At 39.9% G+C, this 16,774-nt stretch carries 9 protein-coding genes, 1 pseudogene, 2 CRISPR repeat arrays and 1 other annotated feature; of the genes and pseudogenes, 4 read left to right on the top strand and 6 right to left on the bottom strand.

Going from position 1 to position 16,774, the window contains the following annotated elements; translation table 11 throughout:
* The first annotated feature begins 183 nt into the window (after positions 1 to 183).
* From K1T76_RS12685 to K1T76_RS12665, 4 genes and pseudogenes are all read left to right on the top strand, one after another.
* Positions 184 to 1,644: a DUF3375 domain-containing protein gene (locus tag K1T76_RS12685; protein ID WP_230245530.1), complete on the top strand. Its 1,461-nt coding sequence runs from the start codon at positions 184 to 186 to the stop codon at positions 1,642 to 1,644.
* A gap of 10 nt (positions 1,645 to 1,654) precedes the next feature.
* Positions 1,655 to 2,488, top strand: a complete 834-nt coding sequence (locus tag K1T76_RS12680; protein WP_070155920.1) for a DUF4194 domain-containing protein — start codon at positions 1,655 to 1,657, stop codon at positions 2,486 to 2,488.
* Positions 2,476 to 5,853 (top strand): annotated as a pseudogene (locus tag K1T76_RS15055) (ATP-binding protein). The gene K1T76_RS12680 and the pseudogene K1T76_RS15055 overlap by 13 nt, the downstream one beginning before the upstream one ends.
* Entirely contained in the window at positions 5,846 to 7,042 is a 1,197-nt protein-coding gene (locus K1T76_RS12665; protein WP_004974289.1) for a Wadjet anti-phage system protein JetD domain-containing protein, read from the top strand. The pseudogene K1T76_RS15055 and the gene K1T76_RS12665 overlap by 8 nt, the downstream one beginning before the upstream one ends.
* A gap of 31 nt (positions 7,043 to 7,073) precedes the next feature.
* A CRISPR array of direct repeats spans positions 7,074 to 7,521; the repeat unit is 28 nt; unit sequence CTTCTAAACCATCTGGGCGATGGCAAAC.
* A gap of 66 nt (positions 7,522 to 7,587) precedes the next feature.
* On the opposite strand, the gene K1T76_RS12660 is transcribed toward K1T76_RS12665, so the two are convergent.
* The 6 genes from K1T76_RS12660 to K1T76_RS12635 all read right to left on the bottom strand — a co-directional run bounded on the left by K1T76_RS12660 (position 7,588) and on the right by K1T76_RS12635 (position 16,617).
* A protein-coding gene (locus K1T76_RS12660) for an IS3 family transposase (RefSeq protein ID WP_230244509.1) occupies positions 7,588 to 8,807 on the bottom strand; the annotation gives its coding sequence in 2 pieces (ribosomal slippage) (positions 7,588 to 8,531 and positions 8,531 to 8,807; 1,221 coding nt in all).
* Positions 8,416 to 8,532 (bottom strand) — a sequence feature (AL1L pseudoknot). It overlaps the preceding gene by 117 nt.
* Positions 8,808 to 8,898: 91 nt before the next feature.
* Positions 8,899 to 11,687: a CRISPR direct-repeat array (repeat unit 28 nt; unit sequence CTTCTAAACCATCTGGGCGATGGCAAAC).
* A gap of 96 nt (positions 11,688 to 11,783) precedes the next feature.
* Positions 11,784 to 12,737 carry a type I-F CRISPR-associated endonuclease Cas1f gene (cas1f, locus tag K1T76_RS12655; RefSeq protein WP_070154190.1) on the bottom strand — a complete coding sequence of 318 codons (954 nt, stop codon included), beginning with the start codon at positions 12,735 to 12,737 and terminating at the stop codon, positions 11,784 to 11,786.
* A 2-nt stretch (positions 12,738 to 12,739) separates the two neighbouring features.
* Positions 12,740 to 13,411, bottom strand: coding sequence for a type I-F CRISPR-associated endoribonuclease Cas6/Csy4 (locus tag K1T76_RS12650; protein WP_070154192.1), 672 nt, complete (start codon positions 13,409 to 13,411; stop codon positions 12,740 to 12,742).
* A 1-nt stretch (position 13,412) separates the two neighbouring features.
* A complete protein-coding gene (csy3, locus tag K1T76_RS12645; RefSeq protein ID WP_070154194.1) occupies positions 13,413 to 14,519 on the bottom strand; it encodes a type I-F CRISPR-associated protein Csy3 in 1,107 nt (368 codons plus the stop codon).
* Positions 14,520 to 14,524: 5 nt separating this feature from the next.
* The gene (gene csy2 / locus K1T76_RS12640) at positions 14,525 to 15,448 is read right to left on the bottom strand and encodes a type I-F CRISPR-associated protein Csy2 (protein WP_230245527.1); all 924 of its coding nucleotides are present in this window, start codon (positions 15,446 to 15,448) and stop codon (positions 14,525 to 14,527) included.
* Complete coding sequence (locus tag K1T76_RS12635; RefSeq protein ID WP_070154197.1) at positions 15,445 to 16,617, bottom strand: type I-F CRISPR-associated protein Csy1; 1,173 nt, start codon at positions 16,615 to 16,617, stop codon at positions 15,445 to 15,447. Before K1T76_RS12635 ends, csy2 begins: the two co-directional genes overlap by 4 nt.
* Positions 16,618 to 16,774 lie beyond the last annotated feature (157 nt).

The following is a 16,774-nucleotide window of genomic DNA, read 5'->3' as shown; positions in this document are numbered from 1 at the left end:
GCTGTCACTGTACACAAAGAAGTTAGATAAGGTTTGTTTTTTATTTTTTTCGATGAAGTAAGGTGATTGTTTATATCATCTTACTTTATGCGACAACTCGTGTCGTCTTGCTTGGTAATTTGCTTGGGTGATTAAAGAATAACTGTAGAATAAATAACCATCATACAGATGATGTGGAATGGCATGAATATTCTAGGGTTACAGGCCAAGTATCGGCGTTTATATCATGAAAACTCAATTTGGAAATTTTTAAGAGCAGATAACGCACCACATATTTTAGCGTTCATTGTTGACTTATTTGCAGAACAAAATGAAGTCCCTTATGGCCGTGCAAGAAATGTCTTGGATGAGTTGATTAAATCTAGTCGTGAGCAGGGTATTTGGCAGACAGAAAATAATGCAGCGCATTATTTAAATCATTGGATTCATTCAGGCTGGCTCAGAGAAATAGATGGCAAGCTGAGTAAAACGGATATTAGCGAAACCGTATTACGTTTTTGTCAGGGCTTGGATGAGCGAGCTACCCATACCACAGCATCACATTTAAGAATTGTGCAGGATGCGGTTCGTGATTTTGTGGTCGCATTGAGTGAAAATATTGAAGAACGAGTGGAGTTGCTCGAACAAAAAAAATTAGTGATTCAAAATGAAATAGATGCTTTGTTGGCGGGTGTTGTTACACAATTAGAAGAATCAGAACAAAAAGAAAGAATACGAGAAATTTATCAACTTGCTTCCATTCTTACAGGCGATTTTAGACGGGTCGAAGATGAGATTCGTCTACGAGATAAAGAGTTGCGTCTAGATATGATTAGTGGTGCTTATTCACGTGGAGAAGTATTGCTGAGCTTAATGGAAAAAGAGCAGTTGCTTGCCCAAAGTGATGCAGGCAGTGCTTTTGATGGGTTTTGTCAATTACTTCAGGATCAAGATCGTTCTACTGAGTTTAGAGAGCAGTTACGCAGTATTTTGAATCATCCTATTGCACAACAATTAAGCGAATCTCAACGTAAATATTTAGGTCAGTTAATGCGTGAGTTAGGACGCGAAAGTAGCCGAGTTTTCCAAGTCCGACGTCGTACAGAAGAAGGTTTGAGAGCTTATATTGAAAGTGGTGCAGCATTGGAAAACCGTTTGATTGATCAGTTGTTGTCGGAATTAGAAAAAAATGCAGTGGCATTGTTGGAATCGGAGTGTGATTTAAAAACAGAAGTACAAGTGGATTTAGCCGTGGGTTCCATCCAGCTGAATTCGCCTGAAAGTCTTGCTTTAAAAAGTCCCACAGAACATATGGATACACGTGAGGTCGAAGAGCAACAAAACAAGACTGAACCTAGTGATCAGATGCTGAAGTACTTAGACAATGTACGGGTTCGTGCTGTTGCTGAAAAAGTATATCAAACGCTCGCACAGAAAGGGGTGATGAGTATTGCCCACTTAACACATGAACATCCTTTACAAGCGGGGCTTGAAGAACTTGTTGCTTATTTGCGTATAGCAAAAGCCATTAAAGCACCACAAATGCAGCATACCGAGCAAGTTGAACTTAAGGATCGTTCAGGTGTGCATTTGCAGGCCAGTATTCCAGTGTATTACTTGAGTGCAGATTTATTTCCCAAAAATATAGATGAGCTGGCACTTTAAGGAGATCGAGATGCAATCAGAAAATAAGATACAACAGCATGACAACTTCTTTGAAATGGTACGCAGACCATCTTCAAATTCAGAGAAAAATATAGAAATCCAAGCTAATCAGCCTGTAGAAGATTCGTTTCCTACAACTGGGGCAGAGGAACAACATGCAGATAATCAAACAGAGATGGAGCATGCTCAGGATCGTGATACAGATGCGCTTATGCCACATGCAGCCCGACGCGTATTGGTCTATCTCATGCGTCAAGGGGTTATTCTTGCAGCAGAAAACTTAAAACTTTTTGATTTATTGTGCCGATATGAAGCGGAAATTCGTAGACATTTGGCAGAGGTTTATATCCAGTTGGTTTTGGATGCCAAGCAAGGGGTGGCTTATATCATCAATCTCGAAAGTATTGAGGATGAACAGGAAGATGAGAACCAGCCTTTAGATGATTTTCCTGTACTGATACGAAAACGAACTTTGACTGTATATGACACCTTAATTTTACTTATTTTGCGGAAGTATTATCAGGAGCGGGAAACTGCGGGTGAGCAAAAAATTATTATTGATGTTGAGCGAATCCAGAGCAGTTTAATTCCATTTATTCCTTTAACGAATCATGACAGCAAAGATCGTAAAAAGCTAAATGCAGCATTAGAAAAATTTATTGAGAAAAAAGTATTAACGGGACTGCGTGGTGAAGAAGGGCGTTATGAAATTACGCCAATTATCCGCTATGTCGTGAATGCCGAGTTTTTACAAAGTTTATTATCTGAATATCAACAATTAGCAGCAAAGGCCAAGTTGCAGCAATCCGAACAAGAATATGGAGAATCATCATGCAAGAAATGACCCTCTCAACTTTATTTGCACAAGGCCAAATTCGCTTGTCAGAAATTTCAGTATTTAACTGGGGCTCCTTCCATAACTTGCATACCGCACGTATTGATCCTGAAGGGACACTTATTACGGGAGATAATGGTGCAGGTAAATCTACCTTTATTGATGGTTTAATGGCATTGTTACAACCTGCAAGTAAAGCTAGTTTTAACGTAGCAGCTGCGCAGGGCGATCGCTCAGACCGTACATTACTCTCTTATATGCGTGGTAGTTTTGGTTCAGAACATGATGGTGCTGGAACGCGAGTAAAAAATAAGCGTGAAAAAGCAGTGACAACAGCATTAAGAGCGCTATATACCGCTGATGACGGTTCGATGATTACTTTAATTGGATTGTTTTGGGTTGGACAAGGTCAACATTCGCTGAGTGAAGTGAATCGTTTATATATGATTGCAAGTCGTAATGTGCAACTGACTGAAGTGTTAGAAAAATTTGCAGACGGTAATACTCGCCAGCTAAAACAACATTTTAATCCTAAAACAGATGCACGCGTGCATTATTTTGATAGCAAATTTGAAGACTATCAGGAGATGTATCGTAAATATTTATTTATGGATAATAAAAATGCACCTGCGTTGTTATCACGTGCTTTAGGCTTAAAGAAAATTGATGATTTGACTAAATTAATTCGCGAGTTGGTTTTAGAACCAAGCCAGGTTCGTGCTTTGGCACAGACTGCAGTAAATGAGTTTGCTGACTTAGAGGCAAACTATAAGCATTTGGTAGATGCGCGTGAACAAGTCCTACATTTAAAGAAATTACCTGAGTTAGCTGTTCAAATAACAGCGTTAACTCTGCAACTGAATAATCTACAGCTCGAAAAACAAGCTTTTCCTGCATATTTAGGTGAATTGTATGTTCAGTTTTGGACTGAAAAAATACATCAGCTGGAGCAAGAGATACAGCGATTACATACGCAGTTTAAGCAATTAGAACAACAAGAACATGATGCGGAAAAACGACAAGAGCGCTGCCATGAAGACTATTTACAAGTAGGCGGTAATCGGATTGAAAACTTACAAAAAGAGCTAGAACTGATACAGCGTCAGTTAAATCAATTAACCATAGAGGCATCGCGCTATCAGGAAGATGCTCAGCAATTACAATTGCAAGATGATTTAACCGAGCAAAATTTAATTGATAACCAAAAAATAGCCCATGAGCAGCTTCTAAATATTGGGCAAGAGAAAACCCAACGACAAGATGAGTTTGCTCAAGTCAGTAGCAAATACGCACAAACGCAACAGCAACTGAAAGAAACTCAAAGCGATATTCAGGAAATAGAAACCTGACCTAATAGTAATATTCATGATGTACATTTATTGCGTTTAAGAGATGAGCTTAGACAGCACTTAGATTTTGATGAACATGAATTAATGTTTATTGGTGAGCTCATTGATGTAAAAGAGGCTGAAAAAAGCTGGCAAGGCGCAATTGAACGAGCATTAGGTGGTTTAAAAACAACGTTATTGGTGCCGAAAGATCGTTATTCGATGGTCACTCAATGGGTGAATGCGCGTCATAATAAAACCCATGTGCGTTTACAGGTGATCCATCTTGATGCTACAGAAAGTGTGTATTTTAAAGAAAATGGTTTTCTGCGGAAATTGGTTTGGCGAGAGCATCCATATCGTGATTGGTTAAAACAACATCTGCTTCGCTTTGATCTGCAATGTGTGGCAGATACAACAATCATGAATACAACGCCTTTTTCTATGACACAACAGGGCTTAATTCATCGTGAGCAAGGTCGTTTTGAGAAAAAAGATCAACAGCGGATTGATGATCGAAAAATTTGGTGTTTGGGATTTTCCAATACTTCACGTTTAAATTTATTAAAGCATGAAGCGAAACAACTTGAGGTACAGTTGGAACAGTATGCCTTGAGTGTTGCACAATCGCGTAAGGTGTTAGATCAGGTAACACAGCATAAGAGTTTGTGGGAGCGAATGTTACGTTACCAATGGGATATGATAAATATTCCTTATTGGACAGAGCGCCAGCAACAGACCAGCAATGACTTGCAACATTTACAGCGGGCAGATACCAATATTGAACAAGCTCGACAACGTTGGGAGCTTGCAAAAGAGGAATTAAAACAACTACAGGAACAGAAAGGACAGTTACAACACACTTGGGGGAAACTCAAACAGAAACTCAGTGATGCAGAAAAACAACAACAACAAGCGCAAAAGGCAGCAAACCAAGGTGTCCCAGAACAAGCCAGAGAACTGTTGCTACAGCGTATAGGAGAAACACCTCGGTTGGAGGATGCTTATCTTACTGCTGTGGAAAAAGAGCTAGAGCGTTTAATTGAACATACCAGCAACCAAAATACCTCAGCAAAAAATAGCGCAACGTACATTATTGGTCAGTTTCGTGGCAAGGATAAATGGTCACATATTGCATTACAACGTGAATGGGCAGTTGGTTTGGCCGCATTGGATGATTGCGTTGCCTATTTTCATGAACTAGAAAAGGAAGGTTTGCCTGCCTTAGTTGAACAGTTTGAACAGCGTCTGCAAAAACATACCATGCAGTCTTTAAGTGTGATTCAGAATCGCCTTGAGGCAGATAGAGAAGAAATTACTGACCGTATTGCCATAATTAATCAGGTTTTACGGCGTACAGAATTTAAGTCTGGCAGCTATCTAAGACTAGGATACAAAAAGGAAAAGTATCCACACGTCATAGATTTTGAGCAAAAACTAAAATGGGTCGTATCTAGTATTAATAGTATTGAATATGAACAACGTTTTAAAAAGTTAGCTGAATTAATTTCTATTTTAGAAAAAGCGAGTAACTCGGTTACAGCGCATACTTTTGAAAGCCAGCGTTTACTTGATCCTCGTCATCAAATGTCTTTCTATGCAGAAGAAGTCGATTTGGCTACAGAAGAAATACGAGATGTTTTGGAGTCATCGAGTGGTAAATCTGGCGGAGAAAAAGAATCATTTGCTGGAACCATTGTGGCAGCGAGTTTGGCTTATGTATTAACACCAGACGGCTATGATTATCCAATCTACAGTACAGTGTTTTTAGATGAAGTTTTTTCAAACACAGCTGAAGCGGTTAGTCGTCGAGTACTCAAAGTATTTAAGGCGTTGAAAATTCATGTCAATTTAATCACACCTTATAAAAACTTGAATTTAGCGCGTGAGTCAGCACGTTCTTTATTAATTGCCGAGCGTGATATTGAGAAACATGAAAGTCATTTATGTGAAATTACTTGGCAGGAAATTGATGAAAAAATGGCGCAAAAACAACAGCAACTGCATAGAGAGGCACAACAGTTTGGGGTGCAGTTAGATGCCTAAAATTGAGAAGTGGGGATTACTTCCAAATACCGTTTTGGGTATTTTGCATAAAAAAGAATGGGAAAATCGTCGAAATTTAAAGCAGCGGTTGTTAAATCAACGTCCTTTTCCAATCGAAATTTCACTGAAAGTGCCCACAGACCAACAAGCTAGAGATAATTTGGGTCATTTTCATGCTTTTTTTAAAGCGTGGACAGATTTTGCTTATCCTGAACTGGTTGAATGGCAAGAACGGCAGTATCGACAACTTTCAGAACAACGTGTTCCAGTAAAGTTACGAATTTTTTCTTTACAGCAGCTTACTGAGCTTTTAGGAACAGAGCAACAACTTGAAAACTGGTTGGATAAAATATCCAGCTTTTTGAAGCAGTCTTTTGTGCATGATCGTCATCAGCACCGTTTATTTCAAACTTTAATTCATCATTTAGAGCAGATAGAACGCTATAGCCAACAAGAATGGCAATGGTTGATTCAGCTGATTGAACAGCTGAAACCGAATATGGGGGCAGGGCTTTATTTAAGGGCCTTGCCATTAAGCGCTGTAAACACGAAGTTTCTTGAGCAGAACTTATTGCTGACGGAGGCAATTTGCAATGTACTTTATGATGATGAGATCGTACTGGCTGGAGGGTTGTTGGCATGGCTAGATTGCTTAGATAGCCCCAAAGGTTGGTTGACGATCAAACCCGTCTGCCCAAATGTGCAGGAAAAATTGGGAGGACTCCCCGTTTTTCAATTGTCCACAGAGGTGCTAGATCAATTTGAGTTACCTGCGGAACGAATAATTGTAGTTGAAAATATTCAGTCAGGTTTAGCGTGCCCTTACTTGGAAAATAGTATTGTGGTTTGTGGTGGGGGTAAAAATATTACATGGATGAAGGCCAAGTGGTTACAGTATAAACAGGTTTTTTATTGGGGAGATATCGACTCTGAAGGTTTAAATATTTTAAGTATGGTTCGGCAAAAAATTCCACACGTGATTGCTTTAATGATGGATGAAGCCACAGTGTTACAGTTCCAAAATCATATGGTGGATGAACCAGACTCTATTTTTAGTGAGCCACAATATCTCACTGCTGACGAGTTAAAATTATTTCATGATTTGCGTGCACAGACATTTAAAAATAGGCGTTTAGAGCAAGAGCGCATTTCGGTTGATTGGGTGCATCGTTATTTAGAGTTACTTTGAAAATTAATTTGATTGATAATAAGGGGTGTAATGTTTAAACCATGTAGGCGATGGCAAACAAATTAGATTTGCAGCTGGAAAGCCACCAAAACTTCTAAACCATCTAGGCGATGGCAAACTATATTGAGCGCTTTAGAAACTGCATGAAAATCTTCTAAACCATCTAGGCGATGGCAAACTCAAAAATTACCAAATGGTCTGATTCTTCAATCTTCTAAACCATCTGGGCGATGGCAAACAACTTGCATCCTCTAATTGATTCCAATATATACTTCTAAACCATCTGGGCGATGGCAAACAAACTATAAAGTTAAGAAAAAAAAGGGATTGACTTCTAAACCATCTGGGCGATGGCAAACGATGCGGAAAATTGTGGATGGCGCACCTGATTCTTCTAAACCATCTGGGCGATGGCAAACTAAATCTATCGTGGATCAAGGCCAGTCAATCTCTTCTAAACCATCTGGGCGATGGCAAACGACACAGGCAACTGAAATCAAACGCCCTGAACCGTACCGGGTTTATCGGAGACTTTTTTATTTAAGTTAGGCCACCTGACCTAACGGGTTAATCTTATCATAGTACATTGCTTCAAACTCAAAAGGGGATACATAACCCAGTACACTGTGTACACGCTTTTTATTGAACCAATCTACCCAGTTTAGTGTCGCAAGTTGTACATCTGCTAAACCTTGCCAATCTGCTTTTAAATATTCAATCACCTCTGTTTTGTATAAGCCATTCACCGTTTCAGCCAGTGCATTATCGTATGAATCACCAGTCGTACCGACTGATGCTCGTAAATTTGCAGCTTCTAAACGATTGGTATAGCGAATAGAAAGATATTGAACACCTCTATCGGAATGATGAATCACATTCTTTGGCATGCCTCGATCGTGCAATGCTTGCTCCAATGCATCGAGCACCATATCTGTATTCATCCGTGTAGATACTTTCCATCCAACAATTGCTCGTGAGAACACATCAATAATAAAGGCGGTATAGACCCAGCCTGAATTTGTTTGAATATAGGTAAAGTCAGCAACCCACAAGTGATTAGGCTGATCAGCTCTAAAATTCCGTTTCACCAAGTCAGGTGCTCGTTTTTGGTCATCTCGGCTACGGGTGGTTTGTTTATTCTTACCACGCCAAACACCTTGTATACCTAGCTTTTTCATTAATCGAGCAACAGTACAGCGTGCAATAATATAGCCTTCACGTTTCAGTTTTTGCCAGACTTTACGTACACCATACCGACCTGAACTTTCCTTCCAAATTCGTTTAATCTCCTCAGCATGATGCAAGTCATGTAAATCTCGCTTTGCTCGATGTTCTGGATTTTCGCAGAGATCTAGAGTCCGGTAATAGGTTGAGGGTGCGATCGGTAAAATTCTACAAATCGCCTCGACTCCGTACAGCTCTTTATTATTATGGATAAAATCCACCATTATTTGTGTGGGCGGTCGAGCTCCGCCTGGGCGAAAAAAGCGGCTGCTTTACGTAGAATCTCATTGGCGCGTTGCAGTTCTTTATTTTCACGTTCGAGTTGTTTAATACGTTCTTGATCTGAAAGCTGCTGTACTTTAACTGGATTTAGTTTATCTAAATATTTTTGATACCAAACACGTAGTGTTTCAGGAGTACAACCTATCTTGGGAGCAATAGCGGTGATCGCAGCCCAATTCGATGGATAATCTTTTTCAGATTCAATCAATAATTGAACCGCTCTTTCTCTGATTTCAGGGGTATATTTTAATTTTGTCATCGGGATAGTCTCTCAGAATATTGACTCTCCGACAAACCCGGTACGGTTCAGATGGCAAACCAGTATTATTGCTTCAATATCCAATCGGGCAACTTCTAAACCATCTGGGCGATGGCAAACTCTTGGAAGTAGTGTAGGGGTGACTTGTCGTACTTCTAAACCATCTGGGCGATGGCAAACATTTTCGGCAGCATGAATCAAAATGCCCTGCTCTTCTAAACCATCTGGGCGATGGCAAACCACTATCAGCAGCAATGGATTTGGTTTTATCTCTTCTAAACCATCTGGGCGATGGCAAACACCATGGCTATTTTGCAAGCTATAAAATATAACTTCTAAACCATCTGGGCGATGGCAAACAAGGGTGACCTCACCAAAGCTATTGGGAAATTCTTCTAAACCATCTGGGCGATGGCAAACGCAATGGCTGCCTTGCTTCAGGTTACTGAGCACTTCTAAACCATCTGGGCGATGGCAAACTCTCGACAGGCTTTATACAACCGCCGAGTGAACTTCTAAACCATCTGGGCGATGGCAAACAATCGGTGTTAGATCATGCCGAATTACTTTGGCTTCTAAACCATCTGGGCGATGGCAAACCATACCCGCCTGCCAATGTAGAACTGAATGGTCTTCTAAACCATCTGGGCGATGGCAAACGGAAGCGTCTGTCTTTTTCTTCAATAGGCAATCTTCTAAACCATCTGGGCGATGGCAAACGTACCCATTTTAGAAATAGGAGTTTAGGCAATCTTCTAAACCATCTGGGCGATGGCAAACCATAAATATTATGCCCTAACAATAATTTTGCACTTCTAAACCATCTGGGCGATGGCAAACTTGTTTATAGTCTGGCATAGGTGCAGGGGATTCTTCTAAACCATCTGGGCGATGGCAAACATCAATACGCTTGTTTACATCCTCACGCAAACCTTCTAAACCATCTGGGCGATGGCAAACGATAGCGGAAACGCCAGTATTTACCGCCAGATCTTCTAAACCATCTGGGCGATGGCAAACGATAGCGGAAACGCCAGTATTTACCGCCAGATCTTCTAAACCATCTGGGCGATGGCAAACGATGCGTACTTGTCTGTCTACTATTCGCACAGCTTCTAAACCATCTGGGCGATGGCAAACTTCGTCCTCCTTCGCCGTAATCTTCTGCTTCTCTTCTAAACCATCTGGGCGATGGCAAACTTATCGCGCCTTCTGGTGCGGTTCTGGGTTCTCTTCTAAACCATCTGGGCGATGGCAAACGCTCAGATTGATCGTAACCGTTCAAAGATTGACTTCTAAACCATCTGGGCGATGGCAAACATTACAATGGAGTAATCTTCCACTTAAACTCTCTTCTAAACCATCTGGGCGATGGCAAACGTTCAACCATCGCAGGTCGTTCAAACACTAAACTTCTAAACCATCTGGGCGATGGCAAACAAACGCCGCGCATTTATTGATTCGGGCGGTTTCTTCTAAACCATCTGGGCGATGGCAAACACGCACTGCGCGCCGTGGTCAAAGAAAACGAACTTCTAAACCATCTGGGCGATGGCAAACGCATATTTTGAAGTTTGGATCTTTGTGCGGATCTTCTAAACCATCTGGGCGATGGCAAACCTGGTGTCACGCCATACCACAAAATCGTCAGTCTTCTAAACCATCTGGGCGATGGCAAACGCATACCCCTAGAAAGAATAAAGGTCAGCATACTTCTAAACCATCTGGGCGATGGCAAACAATGTGTTTCATTTCATGCCCTTTCCCACATACTTCTAAACCATCTGGGCGATGGCAAACCTTTGGTTAAGCCACCCAACAACCCGCCTTTACTTCTAAACCATCTGGGCGATGGCAAACACGGTGTCGGATGAATTTAGAAAACTGGTTGACTTCTAAACCATCTGGGCGATGGCAAACTGCAAGATTTTTTTGTTGGCGCTTTCGAGAATCTTCTAAACCATCTGGGCGATGGCAAACACCTTGCGCCGAAAAATACATATTCACGGCTTCTTCTAAACCATCTGGGCGATGGCAAACTCTGTGAAGCCATCATTCCTTCTGCTGTTGGTCTTCTAAACCATCTGGGCGATGGCAAACGTGTTGCACGTATTGCACAAGTACACCAGGAACTTCTAAACCATCTGGGCGATGGCAAACAAGTCGGTTTAGATGGCTTCATTCCGATGCCTCTTCTAAACCATCTGGGCGATGGCAAACGTCAAGGCGGATCGATATACAACTTTGTGAGACTTCTAAACCATCTGGGCGATGGCAAACCGAGAGCGTCCTGATCTGTGCAACAAAACTATCTTCTAAACCATCTGGGCGATGGCAAACCTTAGGAATGAAGTTGAGCCAAAATTTAAGGACTTCTAAACCATCTGGGCGATGGCAAACTTGGCGATCAATACACCCGATCTTGGGTTTCTCTTCTAAACCATCTGGGCGATGGCAAACAGATGCGGTCAAAGTCCTTATTAATTGCAGGTCTTCTAAACCATCTGGGCGATGGCAAACTTCCAAAAGATGGCTGTTGGTGCTGAGACTATCTTCTAAACCATCTGGGCGATGGCAAACGGTCGGTGTATGGCGTGCTTCGGAAAATGAATCTTCTAAACCATCTGGGCGATGGCAAACTAGCACCCTACACAGCTATTGCTGATATTGATCTTCTAAACCATCTGGGCGATGGCAAACTAGGTTGGCTAAAATCTATAGCCTGTTCTTCTCTTCTAAACCATCTGGGCGATGGCAAACAATCATTACAATCTCAAGATGATTTATTCAGTCTTCTAAACCATCTGGGCGATGGCAAACCTGCATAATTTCAGGGTCAATTCCTGAGTTTACTTCTAAACCATCTGGGCGATGGCAAACTAGAACTTTTATCATAAAAAGCTCTAGATAATAATGATATAGGTTTTTAAAGAGTGAAAATAGATCAAAAAAACAAAAATCAATAAACTTTTGAAATCATTTGATTTTATTGCATAGCTCAGAAATGAAGTTAAACATATAGTCTAAGACATCCTGATCTTGGCAGGATTCAATCAGTTGCATTCTAAACTCTTTTTGATTATGTCCATTTTTGGCAGAAATAAACGCTTGTGGCATAACAAAAGCATCTTTTACTAAATCTGCAATATCGAAAACTAAACCACCACGACGTGTCTTACCGTGCAAAATAGGTAAGGCAAAACTTATTCCCATACCATTTAGTGTGACAGAAGCATAACCATAAGCAATGTAATTACCATGATCTAGATAACTATTGGCAATATCACGTAAGGACTCATGCGACCCTTTTCCTTCCTCACGGCTAAATTCAAAATTTAAACCCGATGCAAGTTGTTTATAGAGACTTTTTGCCCAACGGCCTTCGGCTGCTAATAATTCTGTTTGATTATTTGCCAAATCAATATCTTGTAGAAAACGTGTCATAGCAATGGGGTCAAGCGATATACCGTGTTGTATTAAGTTGATATTCTTTTTCCATGCTTTTTCAGTAATAGACACACGTTCGCTTAGTAAAACTTTAGCCATCAGTAAGCGAGCATCATCTTCAAGCCAAGCTCTCATCCACGTTTGCATATATTCGGTTGGGCGATATTCACTTTGTGGTGCGAGGAAAGTGAGATCAAGTGATGAAAAGAGAGGAGAACCGCCTGAACCACAAAATCCAACCATAACATTAGATTCTGCCAAACGACGGGCGGCAGCATCGGTTAAGGAGCTGCCTTTACCGAGCAATAAGAACGCCGTATTTTTTTCAGGAATATTATAAAAATGTTCCATCGGTTGAAGGTTATCCGTCAGATACACAATCCGATCATCTTTGAGCATGACACGTACCCGCTCAAGGTAAAATACACAGGCTCGTTTAGATAACATCAGAGCACGACTGCGTTGCTGACGGAAATCACTCATTTTTATACCTCAAACACAGGTAATGCGAAAGCGTGTTGTTTTCGTGCTAGGCCATACCCATCAGGCAAACCACTTTTTAACACGTTAACATCCTTGTAATTTTCAGGAAGTCCAAAATTTTCTTCCTCAAAATTAATATCAAAAATCTCAATAGGAACCGTAAAACTTTGCCCAGTACTTTGACTAATGACCTTAAAGTAAGGAAGTTTCTTGGCTTTATTAAGGCGTTTGGTGTGTAAACTTTCTCGTTCAGGATAATTCTTTAAAAAATTGGGTTCAGCTTTTAAGGTTGGTAATCGAAAACGAAAATAACAGCGCCAACCCGTCACCTTTGCTATAGGTACAGCAACAGGATGATTGAGTACAGCATAGTCCCTGATTTTCCAATGACCTTTAATGCGCTCAACCAATTGATCTAAATCATCTTGTTCCGATGCAAAAATACGTAAAACATCATAATTTGGTGTTATGGGATAATTATATTTTGCTTCTTTGGTCAGCATTTTTCGTTGCTGGCGTGGTGAAATTTCTAAAGCTAAGGCAAATTTTTCTGGCATTTTTCGAAAAGCACCATGCACAATACTGTAAATTTGATTGCGCAGATGGGTGAGGGTAAGCTCACCATCATCCGCACTGTCTAAAATACGAATATCAAGATAATAGTTGGGTTGCATATTACTCTCCCTCAGAGTAAACGCCGCCACGAACTAAGCAGGCTATTAAGAACATACCTTTATCGCTATTTGGGTCTAAACTGCGAATTTCTTTTAAAATATCAAAAGCAGAATCTTTTTTCTTTTTGTCTACACGGAAAAAGTCCTGTGCGTCTAGGCTTGCGCCATTTGGCTCTACAGGAATTGGTTTACTATCATTTTCTAAAAATTTGTCATACCAAGTATCAATGGTGCGTAAGGCATTACCAATTTTTTGGTCACGAATCGCTGCTTGTCCCAAAAACTGATTATCATTTGCTTCCTTTAGAGGGAACTTGGGATTTAATTGGTAAAGAGAACGTGAAAAACCATCTTGTTTCTTTTCTAAATAGTTTTGAGATGGAAAGACTTCAATACCGCCCATGCCAAAATCTACAATCGCTTCAATATGTAATCCTGAATTGACATCTCCTTGCATGCCTTTAACTAAGATATTGGCAATTTTATTTTCACTTTCAGAAACATCATCAAATGATTTTAGGCTGTAATCCAAAGCATTAAATTCAGCAATTAATTTATAGCTTTTAGTCGTCTGACTTTGATCATGTTCAATAATTTCGCTGACTTTAATCGAAATATGTTCTGCAACGCTGCGATTACGCCATAACCAACGTCCATTGACAATATTACGCACGTAGCGACAAGCAACTTCTTGTAGGCCTTTGCTTTCTTTCGCCTTTATTACGAAATCTGCAAATGCTTTTCTAAATTCTTTTTCTTGTGCTTTTTCTTCGGGTTTTCCTTTACCTGTCGAACTAGCAAAAAATATATGTTTTAAATCAATAAAACGTAAATCCCATTTGACTAGAAGCTTAGCATCGGGCAAAAGTTTCGCCGATTCTGTCATTTGAATATTGGAAACTTCACGGGCGATAGAGTTACCCGAAGCAGCACCTTTATCTTTATTGCCTGCCACGTTTTGAGTACCACGAATACCATGATACATCACATGTAGCGCTTCTTCTTTGCCATCAGCATGCAAATGATAGAAGGCAGCATCACTGATTAATGTTCCGCGTTGTAAAGAAAGGCTACCCGGTAATTTTTTGAAATTTTCAAATGTAGACATGATGTTTATTCCTTATAAATGTCAATTAGTTGTTGAACTGTTGATTTTTGTTGCAATAAAAAAACGTCATCTTGAATCCAGTGATACGACCATTGGATTTGTTCTAAATAGTCATCGGGATAAATTGATGTTTCAAGGCGGATTTCATTCAAGATTGAATTAAGTGAGTGATATTGAATCAAGCCTGTTAAAGGCTCTGCATAGGCATGCTGGGTTTCATCCTGATCATCGGCATGGCGAATCCCAGTACGATCAGCAGTTGGTTGTTCAAGTAAGGCATAACCTAAAGTTGTTGCAGAAAGCCATGCTAAGTTTTCATTCGGTAAATGTTCTAAAATAGGTGTATCACTATTTTTAGCTTGCGGACGATGCGCTAAAAGTTGGCTAAAGGCTTGTAAGCGATTTACTTGATATGCTTTTTGATAGGCGGTTAATAAATCATTCCTGTCATGAATTAAAAAGCCAGAGCTGATCTGAGCCAAGGCATCTTCAGCATCATTAAAATCTTGAATTTTCCCAAACTCGAGAATATGACCGCCTGCAAATTTACTTCTTTTGATAGTTTGAACTAATGTGTCTAGATCTGGACGTCTAGCGTCAAATTCAATCACTAAACTGAACAGCAAATGACAGCTTGCAGTAGGCTGTAGTGAAAGCGCATATTTATTTTTTGATGAGTAATCTGTTTTACCAATGAATGTCGCGCCGCGTCGTTGTGCTGGAGTGAAGCGACCATAAGCTTCTCCACCAAGTGGTTGTATATCATGGTGCACATAATAAAAACCAAGATCTTCAGCTTCAATTTGACGAGCAAGATGATGGCTAAACATGGCAGCAGCCATCAGTGGAGCACCACCCATAATTAAGCCAGTGCTCTGAAAATTTGCTGCTTGCACTTTAATGTATGGAATAACGACGAAGCAACTCATTTTAAAAGCTCCTGAATACGACGTGAGAGGAAGCTTTTGGCATCAGCTTCCGATAGGCTAATGTCAACCGTATTTTTAATCTCTTTTTTCCAATAACTGTGTTTCGTGATTCGTCTTGCTAAATCATCTGCAAAAAGCTGTTGCCAATCTTCAAATTGTTGTAGTTCAGGATTAATTAAGCCTTGAGCGATCAGAGATACACGCGGATGGCTCCACCTCGATTTTCTCTCCAACACTTTTAAACTAGGCAAATCATTTGCAACAGCCTTTAAAATTTGGAGGATGTCTTGCCCTTGTTGCAGAACATCATCGATAACTTTCTGAATAGTGGTTAATTCTGCTGCACGTGTTTGCATATTTGAAAAAGGGGCGTGTATACCATGTTCATGGAAGCCTACCTTCAAACTTAGTTTTTGTTGTTCAATCAAAGATTTTGCATATGTAGTCAATTCCTGATACATCGCTCGATTGATATAGGCATTTGAAATTTGGTAATCAAAGCCTTTATAAAAATACTGAAAAGCTAAACGAGTTTTTGGATCTAGGGTGGGTGAGCCAAGAACAATAGGGCGTTGTATTGCACGCATTAAAGGTGGAGTGCCACAATTTTGAACGTTGCTTCCACCTATGCCAAATACTGCTGACTTAATATTTTTGAGCTTTGAGTCTTTTCCCTCTACTTTACGTAGTTCTTTAATTGCTTCAAGTTTTTCATTAAGTACCAAATTCAAACCTGGTGCTGCAAGAGGGCTAATAGAAAGATATTCATCACTATTATACGGAATCAATAATTGACGCATACGAATATCGATTGTGTTTAGCCCACAAGAAAAGCCTTTTGATAATACTTTTTTAAAATGAGGTCGTAGAGTGAATACATTCTGTTGAAACTCTTCATCTAGTGTGGACGTATCTTCATTCAGTTGTACTGCATTTATCACTTTAAATAATGTGGCTGTGTTACCTGAGTTAGTATGGTAAGTAACAGGAATTAAAATATTTTCATTTAATAAAGTTCGAACAGAGATATAGGGTAGATCTAAATGTGCGGAATTAGAGACTCTTATACCTCCTCCTTTAATATTGGAATTAGTGATCTTTAGACTATGGTGAACAGATTCAGCCAAGGCTTGTTGATAGATATCTTCATCGAGATGTTTTGAAGTCATTATTAGATACTCTGTAATCTTTGGAAAACGTATGACTATTTTTAAAAATTCTATTCAGGTTATTTTTCTTCTTAAAAGAAGTCTTAACACTGATGATTGGTTGTTAAGAGTGATTAAGCTTTGATCAAATATAATCTTAAAAAAACCTTTAAGCAAG

Source organism: Acinetobacter sp. PW68, from assembly GCF_020982655.1.
Classification (GTDB): Bacteria; Pseudomonadota; Gammaproteobacteria; order Pseudomonadales; family Moraxellaceae; genus Acinetobacter; species Acinetobacter towneri_A.
The sequence above is the reverse complement of the archived record's forward strand: the minus strand, read 5'-3'. Positions and strand labels throughout refer to the sequence as shown.